Source organism: Xenorhabdus vietnamensis (assembly GCF_002127535.1).
In the GTDB taxonomy this organism is placed as follows: Bacteria; Pseudomonadota; Gammaproteobacteria; order Enterobacterales; family Enterobacteriaceae; genus Xenorhabdus; species Xenorhabdus vietnamensis.
The window spans coordinates 12668-30999 of sequence record NZ_MUBJ01000025.1; the positions used below are offsets into that span (position 1 = coordinate 12668).

The window sequence follows — 18332 nt, forward strand, 5'->3', positions numbered from 1 at the left end:
CTAAACCGATTCAAAAAAATTTCTGAAATCAGCTATTGAAATTATCATAAATAAAATGCGGGTCAATAAAGGAAATCTTGCTATATCCTTATTACCCGCATATTTATTGAGAGCTTATCAATCCGGCAGAAATGGTATTGTTAATTTTTTAAGCTACACCTTTTTGGTCCACATTATCTGCGCACATTCCCTGTATAAAATCGTTGTGTTTCTTAATGATTTCATCTGCTTTTTTTAGTAACTGTTTTCGCTTAATTGGAATGATTTCAGTTTGCATTTATTGTGCTCATTCAAGAAATAAGTTGTTGCGCATCGTTTTTTATCAGGTAGAGTGTGGGCTTTTCGTCATGCAGATGGAATATTTTGTTTACAACTGTTAAATCATACAATTGCATGGCCTGTGTTGGTATATAAAATACTCTAAATATTTCAAAGAGTTTTGCGCTTAAACAAAAGTACAAGATAAAAATTAGTTGATATATTGCAAATCTACCGCAATATAAAAAGAGGTTTTATTTTATATATCGCAACATAACGCCGTGATTTTCGCCATCTGAAAAGAAGATAATTAGGTAAAGGTAACTATGGCTAAAGCTCTTGTTATAGTGGAGTCCCCGGCAAAAGCCAAAACAATCAATAAATATCTGGGGAATGACTACGTTGTGAAATCCAGTGTAGGTCATATCCGTGATTTGCCGACGAGTGGAACAGTGAGTCAAAAGAGTTCAAGCTCATCTACTGATAAGAATAAAAAGAAAGTAAAAAAAGATGAGAAAACGGCGCTGATAAATCGTATGGGCGTTGATCCCTATCATGGTTGGGAAGCGAACTATCAAATTTTGCCAGGCAAAGAAAAAGTCGTTTCAGAGCTGCAAACATTGGCTGAAAAAGCTAAGCATGTCTATCTCGCAACGGATCTTGACCGTGAGGGAGAAGCTATTGCATGGCATCTGCGGGAAGTGATTGGTGGAGATGATTCCCGTTTCAGTAGGGTAGTATTTAATGAAATTACTAAAAATGCAATCACACAGGCTTTTGATAAACCCGGTGAATTGAATATTGACCGTGTTAATGCTCAGCAAGCGCGTCGTTTTATGGATCGTGTTGTGGGCTATATGGTTTCCCCGTTATTGTGGAAAAAAGTTGCCAGAGGGTTGTCCGCAGGGCGGGTTCAATCTGTCGCAGTTCGCCTTGTTGTTGAGCGGGAACGTGAAATCAAGGCATTTGTGCCGGAAGAATACTGGCAACTGCACGCGGATTTAATGGCAAAGGGAGATACCGCTCTCCATATGGAAGTCACCCATGAGAAGGGAAAGCCGTTTAAACCCGTAAATGCTCAACAAACGCAATCAGCAGTATCTTTGCTTGAGAAAGCGAAATATAAAGTGATTGATCGTGAAGATCGCCCGACATCCAGTAAGCCGAGTGCACCGTTCATCACCTCAACATTGCAACAGGCCGCAAGTACACGGCTTGGGTTTGGGGTCAAGAAAACCATGATGATGGCACAACGTTTATATGAAGCTGGGCATATCACTTATATGCGTACCGATTCGACTAATTTGAGTCAAGATGCTTTGGAAATGGTTCGTGGTTATGTCAGTAACCATTTTGGTGACAAATATTTACCGAAAAGTGCCAATATTTACAGCAGTAAGGAAAATTCCCAAGAAGCCCATGAGGCGATTCGCCCTTCAAATGTTGATATCATGGCAGAAGCACTGAAAGATATGGAAGCTGATGCGCAAAAATTGTATCAGCTTATCTGGCGTCAGTTTATCGCTTGTCAAATGATGCCTGCAAAATATGATTCCACAACACTGACCGTTCACGCTGGCGATTTTGAGTTGCGCGCGAAAGGCCGTACTCTGCGTTTTGATGGCTGGACAAAAGTAATGCCGATTTTGCGTAAAGGGGACGAAGATAATACTTTGCCAGTAATTGAAATGGGAACAGAACTTGATTTGCAAGAATTGCTGCCAAGTCAGCACTTTACAAAACCACCAGCGCGTTTTAGTGAAGCGTCCTTGGTCAGGGAGTTGGAAAAACGTGGGATTGGCCGCCCATCAACTTATGCATCAATTATCTCAACGATTCAGGATCGTGGTTATGTTCGAGTAGAAAACCGCCGATTCTATGCGGAGAAAATGGGTGAAATCGTCAATGATCGTTTGGAAGAAAATTTCAACGAATTGATGAGTTATGATTTTACGGCAAGAATGGAAGACCAGCTCGATCATGTAGCCAATAATGAGGCGGATTGGAAAGGCATTCTGGACGAATTTTTCTCCAATTTCAGTGAACAGCTTGATGTAGCCAATAAAGATCCTGATGAAGGTGGAATGCGCCCGAATCCGATGGTGATTACATCAATTGAGTGTCCTACCTGTAGCCGTCCGATGGGAATACGTACTGCGACAACAGGCGTATTTCTTGGCTGCTCTGGTTATGCCCTATCACCTAAAGAGAGATGCAAGCAGACTATTAACCTTATTCCGGAAAATGAAATTTTAAATATTCTGGAGGGGGATGATGCTGAAACTAATGCACTGCGTGCTCGTCATCGCTGTAAAAAATGTGGTACAGCGATGGATAGTTATTTAATTGATAACCAGCGGAAATTGCATGTATGTGGTAACAATCCTGCATGTGATGGCTATAAAGTTGAAGAAGGTGAATTTCGCATCAAGGGCTATGACGGCCCAATAGTCGAGTGTGATAAGTGCGGTTCAGAAATGCACCTGAAAATGGGGCGTTTTGGTAAATATATGGGCTGTACAAACGAAGAATGTAAAAATACCCGTAAGATTTTGCGTAATGGGGAAGTTGCGCCACCTAAAGAGGATCCTGTTCCTTTACCTGAACTGGCATGTGAAAAATCAGATGCTTACTTTGTTCTGCGTGATGGTGCAGCCGGAGTATTTTTAGCGGCTAACACTTTCCCTAAATCTCGTGAAACGCGAGCACCATTGGTTGAGGAGTTAGTTCAATTCAAAGATCGCTTGCCGGAGAAATTGCGTTATTTGGCTGAAGCACCTGTTGCTGATCCAGAGGGGAATAAAACAATTGTTCGTTTTAGCCGTAAAACTAAGCAGCAGTACGTTTCTTCTGAGAAAAATAGCAAAGCTACCGGATGGACAGCATTTTTTGTTGAAGGGGCTTGGGTTGTGAAAGAGAAATAATCGATCTGATGATTAGTTTATGTATTATACCCTTATTTATTGAGTATATTTCATAGATATATATTTAGAGAGATATTTCTTTTTTTGAGAGAAATGTAACTTTTCTTTCTAAAAAGCCAGTCCAATGGGCTGGCTTTTTTTGTATTTCAGCAAAATTAAAACACAATATATCTGCAACAAACGTTTGATAATAGTTACTCAATCTAATTATTTGTTATATAAATATACAGTAGCTGTTATAGTGGTTATATATTGACAAATATATATTCTATATAGTTATAAATGAATAACCATTAGCAATATAGACATTGATTAAACTACAAAACATTCATACATTTCATTATTAGGGACAGTGCTGATATGAAACTACAGCAATTGCGTTATATTGTAGAGGTGGTTAATCACAATCTGAATGTATCTTCTACGGCAGAAGGGTTGTATACCTCTCAACCAGGGATCAGCAAACAAGTCAGAATGCTCGAAGATGAGTTGGGGATTCAGATATTTGCCCGCAGTGGTAAACATTTGACTCATGTGACGCCGGCTGGCGAAGAAATTGTCCGTATTTCACGTGAGGTTCTGTCAAAAATTGACTCAATTCGTTCTGTTGCCAATGAACACACCTATCCCGATCGTGGTGCATTACGTATCGCGACCACCCATACACAGGCAAGATATGCTTTGCCTCCTGTTATTAAGGGTTTTATTGAGCGTTATCCTAAGGTATCGCTGCATATGCATCAAGGCTCTCCAACTCAGATTGCGGAAGAGGTATGCAAAGGAAACAGTGATTTTGCGATAGCAACAGAAGCTCTTCACCTTTATAGCGACTTGATTATGTTGCCTTGTTATCATTGGAACCGCTCTATAGTGGTAACGAAAGATCACCCTCTTGCCAATAGACAGAATGTAACGATTGAAGAATTGAAAGATTATCCGATAGTAACCTACACATTTGGTTTTACTGGGCGCTCTGAATTGGATGTTGCTTTTGATCGGGCAGGTTTTAAACCCAAAATTGTATTCACAGCAACAGATGCTGATGTGATTAAGACCTATGTACGGTTAGGGTTAGGAATTGGTGTGATTGCCAGTATGGCCGTAGAACCAACTCAGGACAGTGATCTAGTACGGATTGATATGCGTGATAAATTCAGTTACAGCACGACTAAAATCGGCTTTCGACGCAGCAGTTTTCTACGTAGTTATATGTATGATTTTATTTGGCGGTTTGCACCTCATTTGACGCGTGATGTTGTAGATAAAGCCATTGCATTGCGTTCCAATGAAGAAATTGAAGAAATGTTCAGGGATATTGAATTACCTATAGTATAAATAATAGATTAAAGAAGATTAACCGCTTCCTTATATCCCAGGAAGTGGTCGATCTTTATCGTTAACTCTTTTACTTCCTTTCAGTGCAATGAAAACGCCGTTTTGATCGTCAGTTCTTTCCAATGTGGATTGGTTTTGGCAGCATGATCATATAAAACTCCGTGTTCCCCCTCATTAGGATTGAGTACAAACGGAGTGTGTGTACCAGTCAAAGAAAAAGAAGAGGAAACCGAAACCAGCAATCCAAAGCTATAAATAGAAATACATTCAGTGATATTGTTTTTTTCCGTCATTTTCATTTTATGCGGTATGTACACAGGCCTGTAGCTCCATATAAATTGAATTTAAGTGAGGATTGCTGATTTTGATTTAATGAAAATATCTTCAACTTTCTGATACCACAATTGTTTTATGATTCTTTTGGGATCACAGTCTTAAAATCACCACTGAAAAAACTATCAGAATCTTCAATAGAAGATTTTTGGTTTTTAAGAATGAAATTATCGAAGGCTGTTTTGATATCATGATCTTCTAACGCTTGATAATTAAATAATGAAATACAAGAGGAGTAAGTAAATTCAACATTAATATTTTCACTAGAAGCGCAGCTCGACGTTATTTCTGAATTGGTTCTGTTAAAATCTATTTTATACAGTTTCATTTTAGGGACATACATGACTCGATCCTCAACTCCAATAGCCTCAATAACACTGGCTAATGTGAGGGTGGAATAATGATCCCCATTGCGTTTTAAACCAAGTCGGATGGCATCACCTTGTTTTTGCAGGAAAGTGGAAAAACTTTTAAGGCTGGGCGAGCCTGCATTCAAAATGATATCCATGATAAGTTGGAGTAAATTTGTTGCAATCGAAATTCCTTTCATTTCATGTTGATAAGTTTGATTTTCGATATTCATGACACTCATTAATGGTAATTTTGCCATGATATCGCCCCAGAATTGAATGTCAGTCTTATACTCTTTGCCATGAATATTGGTATATTTAGTGATGTAGTCAGTGGCTATTGAAGAAAGGGCGATCTGTATTTTTTTGATTTCATTCACCTTTTGTATGACACTGCCTTTGTCAGCAATGTTTGACGTAATAATAAATTGAATAAGGCCATCTGTGTCGCTCATCTGATAATCTGACAAAGAAAACTTATCTTTAATACTAACGGAAAAGAATTGATCTGCTTGTTGTATATGATTTAAATAATGTTGGTATTCTGTATTTTTCTTTGTATTCATAATTTGTCTCCGATCTCGAATAAACGCATTGAACATGCTGAATATACTTTCATTTTTCAAGTTGTAATTTGAAATCTAAAATCTGTTCGCCAGAAATGTGTAGAAGTTTTAGAGCCAATTCAGTCAAGTTATTATTATGTGAATAAAACACAACTGCTTTGGGTATGTCATCATTAAAATTTATCAATTAATGAGGGTTTACAGCTAGTTAGCAAAATGTGTGATTACAGAATAACAAATATTTACTTATATGTTATGTTTAATGGTGTAGCTGACCATAAATAATAAGAAAGGAGGAGTTATGTCGTTTAAATTGAAAACGGACTGTGCTTCAACACTCTCGATTGGTAGTAAATTGAGAGGCAATAAATCTGTTGGCAGTACAACCTATCACTATTACAGCTTACCTCTGTTATCTGAACAATTGGGCGATATATCCCGCCTACCAAAGTCCCTGAAAGTTTTGCTTGAAAATCTCCTGCGCAATATTGATGGTGAGTCCGTTGTGGAAGACGATTTGAAAGCGCTGGTGGAATGGCAAAAAAACGGTCATGCAGATCGAGAAATTGCTTATCGTCCTGCTCGTGTGCTTATGCAGGATTTTACAGGGGTACCAGCTGTAGTGGATCTTGCTGCGATGCGGGAAGCCGTGTTGAGACTCGGTGGAAATGTAGAACAAGTTAATCCGCTATCACCTGTTGATTTGGTTATTGATCACTCGGTGATGGTTGATAAATTCGGTACTGAACAAGCATTTTCAGAAAATGTTCAGATAGAGATGGCCCGCAACTATGAACGTTATCTGTTCTTACGCTGGGGCCAGAAGGCTTTTAATCGTTTCCGCGTTGTTCCCCCCGGGACAGGAATCTGTCATCAGGTTAATCTTGAGTATCTGGGGAAAGCTGTTTGGTATGAAAATCAGGATGGTAAGGATTTTGCTTATCCTGATACGCTGGTCGGAACGGATTCCCACACAACTATGATTAATGGATTGGGAGTTCTGGGTTGGGGAGTAGGAGGTATTGAGGCCGAGGCAGCCATGCTGGGGCAACCTGTTTCCATGCTAATCCCTGATGTTATTGGTTTTAAACTGACTGGAAAATTGCGGGAAGGGATTACGGCAACTGACCTTGTACTGACTGTGACACAGATGCTGCGCAAGCACGGTGTTGTGGGTAAATTTGTTGAATTTTACGGTGACGGGTTATCTGCTCTGCCGTTGGCAGATAGAGCAACTATTGCCAATATGTCCCCTGAATATGGTGCAACTTGCGGTTTCTTCCCTATTGATGACATCACATTAGGCTATATGCGATTAACTGGGCGCCATGAGGAAGAAATTGCCTTGGTTGAAGCTTATTGCAAAACTCAGGGGTTATGGCGTAACGAGGGTGATACTCCTATATTTACTGACACTCTTGAATTGGATATGTCGACGGTTGAGGCAAGCTTGGCTGGGCCGAAACGTCCTCAAGACAGAATTTCACTGGAAAATGTACCGCAGGCTTTTCAATCTGCTATGGAATTGGATATCCATAAAATCCAAGATAATTCATCAGCAGCACCAACTACAGCAGCAATTACTTTAAATAACCAAACTTTTTCATTGCAAGATGGTGCCGTGGTTATTGCTGCTATTACCTCTTGTACAAACACTTCTAACCCCAGTGTATTGATGACGGCAGGTTTACTTGCCAAAAAAGCAGTTGAGAAAGGTTTGCAACGTAAAGCATGGGTTAAAACTTCATTGGCTCCAGGCTCGAAAGTAGTGACAGATTATCTGGAACTGGCAGGTTTAATGCCATATCTGGAAAAACTAGGTTTTAATTTAGTGGGATATGGTTGTACTACCTGTATTGGGAACTCTGGGCCATTGCCTGATCTTATTGAAGCAGCAATTAAGCAATCTGATCTGACTGTTGGAGCTGTGCTTTCTGGTAACCGTAATTTTGAAGGGCGCATTCATCCATTGGTGAAAACAAACTGGTTGGCATCACCACCATTGGTAGTGGCTTATGCTCTTTCTGGCAGTATGAGAAAGGATTTAACGAGAGAGCCTATCGGGAAAGATCAGCACGGCAATGATGTGTACTTGAAAGATATTTGGCCTAATAGTGCAGAAGTTGCAGAAGCAGTTGGAAAAGTCAGAACTGAAATGTTCCATAAAGAATACAATGCCGTATTTGATGGTGACGAAAGTTGGCAATCTTTAAGCGTAGAAAGTTCGGCAACTTATTCTTGGCAGCAGGATTCCACTTATATACGGCATCCACCTTTCTTCAGTGATATGACGGCTGAACCTAAACCGGTTACAGATATTCATCAGGCCCACATTTTGGCGATCTTGGGGGATTCAGTCACGACGGATCACATTTCCCCTGCGGGAAATATCAAGACTGACAGTCCCGCCGGACGTTATTTGCAAGAGCATGGTGTTGAACCAAAAGATTTTAACTCTTATGGTTCAAGGCGTGGCAACCATGAAGTTATGATGCGAGGAACATTTGCCAATATTCGTATTCGCAATGAAATGGTATCAGGAATTGAAGGAGGATATACCTGCCATATTCCTTCACAATCCCAACTTGCTATTTATGATGCCGCCATGCGTTATCAAGAGGAAAAAATACCATTAGCCGTTATTGCGGGTAAAGAATATGGTTCAGGATCAAGCCGCGATTGGGCGGCGAAAGGAACAAGATTGCTGGGGGTTAGGGTTGTGATTGCGGAATCTTTTGAGCGCATTCATCGTTCTAACTTGATTGGCATGGGGGTCTTGCCATTGGAATTTCCTCAAGGCATTAACCGTAAGACATTAAATCTGACGGGAAAAGAGAAAATCGATATTACTGGATTAGCTAATATTCAGCCTGGACAAACAATTACGGTGAAAATTATCTATGCCAATGGACAGGAGGTTATAATTGATGCTCATTGCCGCATTGATACGGCAACAGAATTGGCTTATTTCTATAATGATGGTATTTTGCATTATGTTATTCGTAACATGTTGAAATGCCAAAAATTTAAATAAGTATCAATCAGAAAAAATCGTACTTAGAAAAATTGTCTCAGAAATAAAAACTGCGCCCACACCGACGCAGTTTTTGCAGAAAATAATTAGAGAACTTTTAGCTTGGTTTGAACAGTAGATGACCCATTCTGTTGGCTTTGGTATCTAAGTAGTGAGCATTTTTGGGATTACGCCCTACAATTAGCGGAACACGTTCAATGATATTAATGCCCGCTTCTATCATGATTTCAACTTTTTTAGGGTTGTTGGTAAGAAGACGAATTTCACTAATATTCAATAAATTATACATGTCTGCGCAAAGAGTGAAATCTCTCTCATCGGCAGCGAAACCTAATTGATGATTGGCTTCAACAGTGTCAATACCTTGATCCTGTAAAGCATAGGCACGGATTTTATTTAGCAGACCAATATTGCGGCCTTCCTGACGGTGATATAGCAAAACACCGCGGCCTTCCTGACTAATTTGCGAAAGAGCAGCTTCTAATTGAAAACCACAGTCGCATCTTAGGCTAAATAAAGCATCTCCGGTGAGGCATTCTGAGTGAATCCGCGATAATATAGGTTTATCGCCAGTAATATCGCCGAAAACAAGAGCAACATGATCGCGACCTGTATCGATTTCCTCAAATCCAATCATTAAAAACTCGCCCCATGGCGTAGGTAATTTCGCTTCAGCTACTCGTTTTAGCTGCATTTTTTTATTCATATGTTGATTTGATCCGTTATAAATATTGCGATACTCAGAACAATACCGGTTGAGAAATTAGCTGAAATTACATAAAAAAAATCTCTCTGATTACAACGCATGCATGCCGGTACATTGTAACAGAAATTATTAATACGTATGCATATTATGCACCGAGCCCTTTTAGTGATAACTAAACAGTAAGTAGATTTTTGAAGGTGTATGGTGTGGTATTGTTTTGGAAAAACAGTAGAATTGAATGCAAACAAGCGGGATAATATCACAAAAAGAAGGAAATCGTTGTTTGTTGCAATAAATTGCTTCCTTTGCTTAGACGAGAAATGCTAATTTAACACGCCACTATGTCTGTTATTTGGCATAACTAATCAGTAACAATAGATAACAGGAAGAAATGTGAAATATTTTCTAATTTTATTACTGGCACTGGTTGTTTTTGTTATCTCAGTGACACTGGGAGCAAATAATAATCAAATAGTGACATTTAACTATTTGATTGCTAAGGGTGATTACTCTGTGTCCACATTGCTGGCTACGCTGTTTGCTATTGGTTTTATCCTCGGTTGGAGTATTTGTGGTTTTTTTTACCTGCGCGCCTGTATTTCTTTGCGACATGAAAAACGCAAAATCAAGCGACTGGAAGCTCAAATGGGGCAGTCATCTGAATCATCCACAAAAACCATGTCTACCGTAGCATTAAACAAGGAATAATTCTCCATGTTAGAGCTGTTATTTCTGTTGCTTCCCATTGCTGCCGCTTATGGCTGGTATATGGGGCGCAGAAGTGCTCAACAAGATAAACAACAATCGGCTGACCGCCTTTCACGTGAGTATGTTGATGGTGTTAACTTTTTGCTCTCCAATCAGCAGGATAAGGCGGTAGATTTATTTCTTGATATGCTAAAAGAGGATAGTTCTACATTTGAGGCTCACCTGACTCTGGGAAATCTATTCCGTTCCCGTGGTGAAGTTGAAAGAGCTATCCGTATTCACCAGTCCCTGATGGAAAGTGCTTCTCTGACATTTGAACAGCGTTTGCTTGCGATCCAGCAGCTTGGACGAGATTATATGGCTGCTGGAGTCTATGATAGAGCTGAAAACATGTTCACTCAGCTAGTTGACGAAACAGATTTCCGCGAAAATGCCTTCAACTCTTTGCTAACCATCTATCAGTCAACTAGTGATTGGAATAAAGCCATCGGTATCGCTGAGAAACTAGTAAAATTGGGCAAACACCATTTTCGGGAAGAAATTGCCCATTTTTATTGTGAGTTGGCTCTGCAATGTATGGGTAGTGACGATTTCACCAATGCAATCGGCTACTTGAATAAAGCCGCCCAAGCAGATAAAAACTGCGCCCGTGTTTCTATTATGCTTGGTCGTATTTATATGGCTCAAGGAGAATATTCTAAAGCAACCGATGCGTTGAAACGTATTCTTGAACAGGATAAGCAAGTGGTCAGTGAGTCTTTACCAATGCTGCAAGAATGCTATCAACGTCTATCTCAACCAGAAGAGTGGCAATCTTTTGTACAGTGCTGTGTAGAAGAAAAATGTGGTGCGATTGCTGAACTGCATATGGCCGATATTCTTGAGAAGAAAGAAGGGCGTGATGTCGCTCAGAATTACATTAATCGTCAGTTGGAACGCCACCCAACAATGAGGCTATTTTACCGTTTGATGGATTACCATCTGACAGAAGCAGAAGAAGGGAGAGCTAAAGAAAGTTTGATTCTTTTGCGCAATATGGTAGGTGAACAAATCCGCACGAAACCTGATTATCGATGCCATAAATGTGGCTTCACTTCCCGCTCGTTATACTGGCATTGCCCATCATGTCGTTCATGGGACTCTATTAAACCGATTAGGGGACTGGATGGACAGTGACGCTGTCACTACCTTCGTTGTTGTCACAATGCTTGTCATTATGTATTAGCAATGCCATGTATTAATAATGCACTATTATAAATAATTTATTATGAATACACTTTTATAAATATTTTTGAATACGAATATGTTTTTATTCATTGGTGATTAAAGTTCATAAGTAATTTAAGTTAATTGGTAAATCAAAGGGCCTAAAAATGACTTTCCACACAGCTCAAACTTTAGATAAACAGATTAACTCGCCTGTTATTGTTGCACTGGATTATGACAATCAAAATGCAGCACTGGCATTTGTCGACAAGATTGATCCACAATCCTGCCGTCTGAAAGTGGGCAAAGAAATGTTTACGCTTTATGGTCCGCAATTTGTTCAGGCATTGCATCAGAGTGGTTTTGATGTGTTTTTGGATCTCAAGTTCCATGATATTCCCAATACAACGGCAAGAGCCGTCGCGGCGGCGGCTGAATTAGGTGTGTGGATGGTTAATGTTCACGCAAGTGGTGGTGCGAGAATGATGACTGCTGCTAAAAAAGCGTTGTTGCCTTACGGTAAGGATGCGCCTTTGTTGATTGCTGTTACAGTACTGACCAGCATGGAGCAATCTGATTTATTGGGTATAGGTATTGATATGACTCCAGCACAACATGCTGAGCGTTTAGCATTATTGACAAAACAGTGTGGTCTGGATGGAGTGGTCTGCTCAGCTCATGAAGCACAACAATTGAAAACGGTATGTGGGCAGGCGTTCCAACTTGTTACTCCTGGCATTCGTCCTGAAGGTGCAGAGGCGGGAGATCAGCGCAGGATCATGACACCACCTAAAGCGGTTCAGGTTGGGGTGGATTATATGGTGATCGGGCGTCCAATTACTCGCGCAGACAATCCAGCATTGGCACTACAGCAGATTAATCAATCTATTGGGATCGCTCATGGATAATAGCTCTCACCTAGTTTATTCGACGGATGGCGGCCGCATTCAGGAAGAAAAAGTAAAATATACTCGTCCTAAAGGTGATGGTATTGTGCGTATTCATCGCCAAACCAGTGGCCGTAAAGGAAAGGGGGTTTGTGTGATTACGGGTGTCGATGCTGATGATCAAACTTTGGCTAAACTGGCAGCCGAATTGAAGAAAAAGTGTGGTTGCGGCGGTTCTGTCAAAGAGGGTGAAATTGAGATTCAAGGCGATAAACGCGATTTGTTGAAGCAATTGCTGGAAGCAAAAGGATTGAAAGTAAAACTGGCTGGAGGTTAATTCCAGTTTGTTATATATGAGCTATGCAGCAAATAAACTGCATAGCTCGTTAACAACCCAGTTCTACGTTAAAAAACTTTATTTATTCAGCGATTCGTTTTGAGTCATGATACGTGCAGCTGCTGCTAATACATCGGGACGAGCACGGCCTTCTTGGTTATCTGGTTGAGTAAAGTAAGTAACCAAAACCAATGGTGCACGTTTGGGGACTGGCCAAATGACTGCAACATCATTAGTTGTACCATAATCGCAACGACCTGTTTTATCTCCCACAACCCAACCTTTGGGCACTCCTGCAAGGATACTGGTGTTGCCTGTTGTATTTCCTTTTAACCATTCAATTAATTGTTCACGTTGTGTTGTAGCCAAAGCATTTCCCAACGCTAAATTATACAAACTTTTTGCCATGGCTTGCGGGGTGGATGTATCTCGCTCATCACCCGGAATGGCGGTATTTAATTCAGGCTCTTGGCGATCGAGGCGAAAATGGTTGTCACCAATAGCACGGGCGAATTTTGTAACTTCACTTGGGCCATTAAGTTGGTTAAGAAGCAAATTCATCGCCGTATTATCACTATATTGTAGTGTTGCTGCGCTCAATTCTCCCAATGTCATTCCATCTTTAAGGTGTTTTTCTGTGATAGGGCTGTATTCAACAAGATCTGATTGTTGATAATGAATTCGTTGGTTCAATAAGTGAGTGTTGATTTCGCTTTTTTTCAGAATGGCGGATGCCACCATTAGTTTACTGGTACTGCATAAAGGAAAACGTTCATTTGCACGGTAAGTGATAGTGGAATGATCAGACGTATCTATCAATACCACACCAAGTCGGCCATTGGCATTTTTTTCCAGCATGGAAAGCTGGTCGATGATCTCTTTTGTCTTGAGAGAATCCTTTGAGGATGATATTCCACTCTGGAGAGAAGTTTGATCTCTATAAAGAAATTGATTTTGGTGAACTGTTGCACTGGCTGGATAAGTAAATAATACGCCAAGCAAGGAAGAAAGAACGGTCGGGAAACCTTTCCGGTTCAATGAAAAAAATCGCATGTGGGGAGCCTTTAGGGGTTATTGAAGAATCAGGTTGATAATTGGTGCTAACTAGCTTGATATTATCAGGGGATTATATTGAATAGATTACTCTACTGTTAATATTAATATAGAAATATTATTACAAAACTGCCGCCATAAATGGCGGCAGCAATGTTTTATCGAAATTATTTGTAAGATATAGCTTATACAGGGCGAGCCACAATGTTGCGGGTTTCCATTCTGACTTCTTCAATCCGGACATTGATGATGTCATTCAAGCGGTGAACCGTTTCGCCCTTAATCAGTACTGAACCTGTTTCTTGGCTGCATTGAAGTTCATCACGAACCGCATGCAAGAATGGTCCGGGAACAAAAGCAATTGCTCCGTTATCTACCAGTCGTACTCGTAGGCCACCACGGGTAATATCGACAATTTCTGCCGGGAATGTTTTGTCTGTACCAGCATGGAGCTGTAGGAAACAGGCATAGAGCCAGTCACCGACATCGCGTTCTGCCATGCGGTTAGCTCGGCGACGGTCAGTCAATTGAAGGCAAAGATCTTCGGTTGGTTTTTCTGCCTCATCTTGCTGAATAATCGCTTTTAACAAACGATGATTGATAATGTCACTGTACTTACGGATAGGCGATGTCCAAGTAGCGTAAGCATCAAACCCCAGACCAAAGTGTGGACCCGGTTCTGTTTTGATTTCGGCAAATGTTTGGAAACGGCGGATGCGGCTATCTAAGAATTGCGTTGGTTGTTCATCCAATTCACGACGCAGTTCACAAAACCCTTCCAGTTTCAGCAATGTTTCAGCATCAGCTTCAATATTGTGCTCTTTGAGGACTTCAACGACTTGTTCAATCTGAGTAGGTTCGAAGCCAGTGTGGACGTTATAAATACCAAAACCTAATTTATCACGCAGAACTTTAGCTGCACATAAATTTGCTGCGATCATGGCCTCTTCAACGATACGGTTGGCTGATCGGCGTTGTTCAATAATGATATCAACAACATTGCCACCTTCATCAAGAATAAAGCGATAATCTGGGCGTTCCTTGAAAACCAGTGCGTTTTGTAAGCGCCAGTTATTACGGCGTTCACACATCTCTTTCAGAAGCGTAATTTGGGTTGTAACGGCATCTGATTTTGGTTTCCAACCTTCTTGGCCTTCTAACCAATCTGAAACTTCGTCATAAACCAGCTTAAATTTAGACTCGACCCATGCCGCGAAAAATTGAATATCATCGCCCAATTGACCATCTTCCAGAATGGAAACCTGACAAACCAGAGCAGGGCGGCGCACATTAGGGCGCAAAGAACATAGGTTATCAGACAGCTCACGAGGGAGCATTGGGATATTGAAACCCGGCAGATAATTGGTGAAACAGCGCTGGTAAGCAATTTTGTCCAGTTCGCTACCCGCTTTGATATAAGCTGTTGGGTCTGCAATAGCAATAGAAAGTTTCAGGCTGCCATCATCATTTTTGGTGATGTGCAGGGCATCATCCATATCTTCGGTTGTTGCACTATCAATAGTGACAAAATCAAGAGCGCTCAGATCGATGCGTTCGACAGAACTGTCATCCAACTTGCAATCTGTCATTGCTGGAGCTTCACGTTCTAGACTGTGACGGGTTAATGTGACCCACCATGGTGCATAATGATCATCACCTTGAGTGATATGGCCAGTAATTTCAGCATGAAACCCGCGATCACCTTTCAGGGGGTGTCGGCGCATTTCAGCTACAGCCCAATCACCATTTTCAAACGCATGATTAACTTGGTCATTAGGACGGCAAGGGATGGTATCTCTTAATAACGGATGGTCAGGAATAATCCATAGTCGGTTATCATTTTCTTTCTTTTGGATCCTTCCTACAAAGCGGGTCAGGAATGGTTCAATTAGAGATTCTGGCTCGGCAATCTCTTTATCTTTGTCTGAGTGAATGGCGGCGGTAATTCGGTCACCGTGCATTACTTTCTTCATGTGGGGAGGTGGAATGAAATAACTTTTTTGACCATCGACTTCTAAAAATCCAAAGCCTTTTTCAGTTCCTTTGACTAAACCTTCAACGCGCAGAGTTTTAGAGTGAAGTTGCTGTTTTAGCTGCGCAAGCAGCGGATTATTTTGAAACATAATATCTGGGGAGTATGGGGTTATTATGGATAATTTTAGATAGTAGTTTTACGCGAATCGAAGGTATGGGGCAAGCAACATCTTAACAAAACAGAAAAATTTGTGGAGTAAGCCTAAAAATTGCATGCAATATATACATAAAATGAGGTGTTTTTATGTGGAAATCATCACTGAATCAGGAGAGCTATTGGATTAATGCATATATTAATGTTATGGGGTTATGTGTCCCAAAATTACCATGATGGGTGAATTTTTCTCTTAGGAGTTTTATATTGCTCGGCCTGGAAACCATCATTTCATATGATTATGGTACAGTTATGATTTTTATTGTCTGAATTGTAAATTCGTTGAATTTAGCTTTAATTCATTTTTCTTATTGATGTAATCTAACTTAAAAAACTTATTTAAATAATTAATAGTGTAAATGTCATTAATGGTGAGTCTTTGTTTTTTTATGAGTGTCATGATATTACATTTTTATTTGTTTGTGTTAAATACTGTAACGCTTGCGTTAATTAAAATTGTTCTTTCTAGTGAGGTTGTTATGTAATAGTGCAATTAATAATAAACATTATTAAAATATATTGTTTTATTTTTCATGGTGTTATTTTTATTTTCTTATGAGCTTAAACTCCTTTTAATTAAAACTTATGAAGATAATTTAAAGGTATGATTTGTTATAAATAATTTTTTCAAATTAAACTTTAGGGATAAATATTCTAACTGAAAATTAATATTACATTTGGTATCGTTTTTAAAATGGAGCTGATATGGATTCTTTTCAATTTTATTACCACTGGGAATTGGATTATCTGCGGCAACTTGAAAAACTGGTTGGTGAGGAAAAGCCCCATTTGGCAGAGCACTTTAATGGTTATGATCCTGATATTGAAAGACTGAATCAAGGCTTTGCTGCTTTAATTGCACGTGTGCATCAGAAAGTGGATGATGCATTTCCAGAAATTACCCTGCCTCTGCTGCAACGATTAACTACTCAATCTATCAAAGGAATACCTGCCACAAGTGTCGTTCAGTTTGATGGAAGAGAAGGGTTTGACTTTTCTTGCACACTGCCGAGAGGCTCCGAAGTTTCATCAGGGACAGGTGTGACGTTTGCGACGAGCAGAGATTGCCATATTGAACCGCTAATATTGCTGGCGCGGGATATCACTTATCAGGCAGAAACCACCCTGATAACCCTCACGTTCCAATATATTGGCAAGGATGATCACTGGCCTATCCGTCCCATCAGCTTATTTCTCAGCCCCAATGAAGCGGTGGCTGATACATTGATGCTTGCCCTGTGTCGTTTTTTACAGCGTGCAGAATTGCACCACAACGGGTTAATTTATCCGGTCGAACCTTTCTGGTTTGAACCGCTGTCTGGTACTTCCCGGCTGATTTTATCACCGCCGATTTCAGCAGCAGGAAACTGGGCCCCGCAAATGCTGATGGAATCCCTCTACTTACCTCATGTTCATCATTTTTTAACGCTGGTTTTGCCTACGGTGATGTCTAGCCGATTATCCATGACGGAAAGCCAGCAGTTCAGCATAACGCTGAAACTTCATGACGTCTTACCATTGTCTGAGGCGCAATTGGCGGATGCTTTTCAGCTCCATTGTGTGCCCGTCGTGAACCTTGAACGCCGGTTGCAGGTGACACAGTCCTTTGCGCCAGATACCGCCCGCTATCCTCTGTCTTTGCCACCCGGACAGGGACTCCTGCATATGACTGACCTCCGGTTAAAAGATGAACCCGGTAAAGAGCGCGGCAAGCGATCTCAGTTTTATCCGATGAGTCAATTCACTCATTTTTTCCGTCATGCTGATGAAGAAGTCTGGTTCTATGCGCTGGACATTACCCGGGGTGCGCTGGGGGATCTGGAATATGCACTCATGTTTTATGACAATCATGCCCGACCGATGGAACAGCCGCCAGAGCAAGAATTTACCTGCCATTTTGTGGCGTTTGATACTGGCCTACCCACATTGGCGGTGGGTGATATTTGTCATGCGAGTGAGAATATTCCTGATGGGCTACAAGTCAAAAACCTCACTCCCACGGCTCTTAGCTATCCACCTGTCACCGACTCTTCACGATACTGGGGGTTGCTGTCACACCATGCCGCAAACGGTTTCTGGCTGAACTCGGTATCTGCTCTCAAGCAATTACTGTGGGATTACGATTTTTATGCTGACCTTGACCGTCATACCCATCGCGATATTCAGCGACTAACCGCAGGCATTTTAGCGATTCAGTCCACGCCCGGTGACTGGCTGATCCGTGGCGTTCCTTATCGCTGTGTGCATGTCGAACTGACACTGGATGAATCAGCTTATACCTGTAAGGGAGAACTGTTCCGGTTTGCCAATGCCTTGTACCAGTTTTTGCCGTTCTGTCTTACTGAAGATATGCGTATGCGAATGACCGTCATCGGGAATACTTCCGATATCCGGTGGCTTTTATCGCCTTGTCCGCTTCAAGGATATCGCCCAATTATGTGAGGAGC

Annotated in this window: 14 protein-coding genes; 8 read left to right on the plus strand and 6 right to left on the minus strand. The window is 40.8% G+C overall.

From position 1 onward, the window contains the following. Nucleotides 1-148: 148 nt before the first annotated feature. A complete protein-coding gene (locus tag Xvie_RS25895) occupies nucleotides 149-277 on the minus strand; it encodes a DUF2498 family protein (protein WP_086110401.1) in 129 nt (42 codons plus the stop codon). A gap of 307 nt (nucleotides 278-584) precedes the next feature. Between Xvie_RS25895 and topA the strand changes: the two genes are divergently transcribed. After that, entirely contained in the window at nucleotides 585-3182 is a 2598-nt protein-coding gene (gene topA / locus Xvie_RS17195) for a type I DNA topoisomerase (protein ID WP_086110402.1), read from the plus strand. 360 nt (nucleotides 3183-3542) lie between these two features. Then, entirely contained in the window at nucleotides 3543-4517 is a 975-nt protein-coding gene (cysB, locus tag Xvie_RS17200; RefSeq protein ID WP_086110403.1) for an HTH-type transcriptional regulator CysB, read from the plus strand. Between the two features lie 80 nt (nucleotides 4518-4597). Here cysB and Xvie_RS17205 read toward each other — a convergent pair whose 3' ends face one another. Together Xvie_RS17205 and Xvie_RS17210 are read right to left on the minus strand one after the other, a co-directional pair. After that, complete coding sequence (locus Xvie_RS17205) at nucleotides 4598-4834, minus strand: FMN-binding negative transcriptional regulator (RefSeq protein WP_208612610.1); 237 nt, start codon at nucleotides 4832-4834, stop codon at nucleotides 4598-4600. Nucleotides 4835-4926: 92 nt separating this feature from the next. Beyond that, nucleotides 4927-5766: a hypothetical protein gene (locus Xvie_RS17210; protein ID WP_086110405.1), complete on the minus strand. Its 840-nt coding sequence runs from the start codon at nucleotides 5764-5766 to the stop codon at nucleotides 4927-4929. Between the two features lie 301 nt (nucleotides 5767-6067). Between Xvie_RS17210 and acnA the strand changes: the two genes are divergently transcribed. Beyond that, the gene (acnA, locus tag Xvie_RS17215; RefSeq protein ID WP_086110406.1) at nucleotides 6068-8800 is read left to right on the plus strand and encodes an aconitate hydratase AcnA; all 2733 of its coding nucleotides are present in this window, start codon (nucleotides 6068-6070) and stop codon (nucleotides 8798-8800) included. A 97-nt stretch (nucleotides 8801-8897) separates the two neighbouring features. Here acnA and ribA read toward each other — a convergent pair whose 3' ends face one another. Next, on the minus strand, nucleotides 8898-9494 hold the full coding sequence (gene ribA / locus Xvie_RS17220) for a GTP cyclohydrolase II (protein ID WP_086110435.1): 597 nt from the start codon (nucleotides 9492-9494) through the stop codon (nucleotides 8898-8900). A 405-nt stretch (nucleotides 9495-9899) separates the two neighbouring features. On the opposite strand from ribA, the gene Xvie_RS17225 reads away from it, so the two are divergent. The 4 genes from Xvie_RS17225 (at nucleotide 9900) to yciH (ending at nucleotide 12644) form a co-directional block, all read left to right on the plus strand. Beyond that, complete coding sequence (locus Xvie_RS17225; RefSeq protein WP_086110407.1) at nucleotides 9900-10214, plus strand: LapA family protein; 315 nt, start codon at nucleotides 9900-9902, stop codon at nucleotides 10212-10214. A gap of 6 nt (nucleotides 10215-10220) precedes the next feature. After that, the gene (lapB, locus tag Xvie_RS17230) at nucleotides 10221-11390 is read left to right on the plus strand and encodes a lipopolysaccharide assembly protein LapB (protein WP_086110408.1); all 1170 of its coding nucleotides are present in this window, start codon (nucleotides 10221-10223) and stop codon (nucleotides 11388-11390) included. Between the two features lie 197 nt (nucleotides 11391-11587). After that, nucleotides 11588-12328 carry an orotidine-5'-phosphate decarboxylase gene (pyrF, locus tag Xvie_RS17235; protein ID WP_086110409.1) on the plus strand — a complete coding sequence of 247 codons (741 nt, stop codon included), beginning with the start codon at nucleotides 11588-11590 and terminating at the stop codon, nucleotides 12326-12328. Beyond that, nucleotides 12321-12644, plus strand: a complete 324-nt coding sequence (gene yciH, locus Xvie_RS17240; protein WP_086110410.1) for a stress response translation initiation inhibitor YciH — start codon at nucleotides 12321-12323, stop codon at nucleotides 12642-12644. Before pyrF ends, yciH begins: the two co-directional genes overlap by 8 nt. 78 nt (nucleotides 12645-12722) lie before the next feature. Here yciH and bla read toward each other — a convergent pair whose 3' ends face one another. After that, complete coding sequence (gene bla, locus Xvie_RS17245) at nucleotides 12723-13697, minus strand: class A beta-lactamase (protein ID WP_086110411.1); 975 nt, start codon at nucleotides 13695-13697, stop codon at nucleotides 12723-12725. Between the two features lie 185 nt (nucleotides 13698-13882). Further along, nucleotides 13883-15820, minus strand: a complete 1938-nt coding sequence (locus Xvie_RS17250; protein WP_086110412.1) for an exoribonuclease II — start codon at nucleotides 15818-15820, stop codon at nucleotides 13883-13885. A 770-nt stretch (nucleotides 15821-16590) separates the two neighbouring features. Here Xvie_RS17250 and Xvie_RS17255 point away from each other — a divergent pair. Next, nucleotides 16591-18327: a type VI secretion system baseplate subunit TssF gene (locus Xvie_RS17255; RefSeq protein WP_086110413.1), complete on the plus strand. Its 1737-nt coding sequence runs from the start codon at nucleotides 16591-16593 to the stop codon at nucleotides 18325-18327. Nucleotides 18328-18332: the final 5 nt, after the last annotated feature.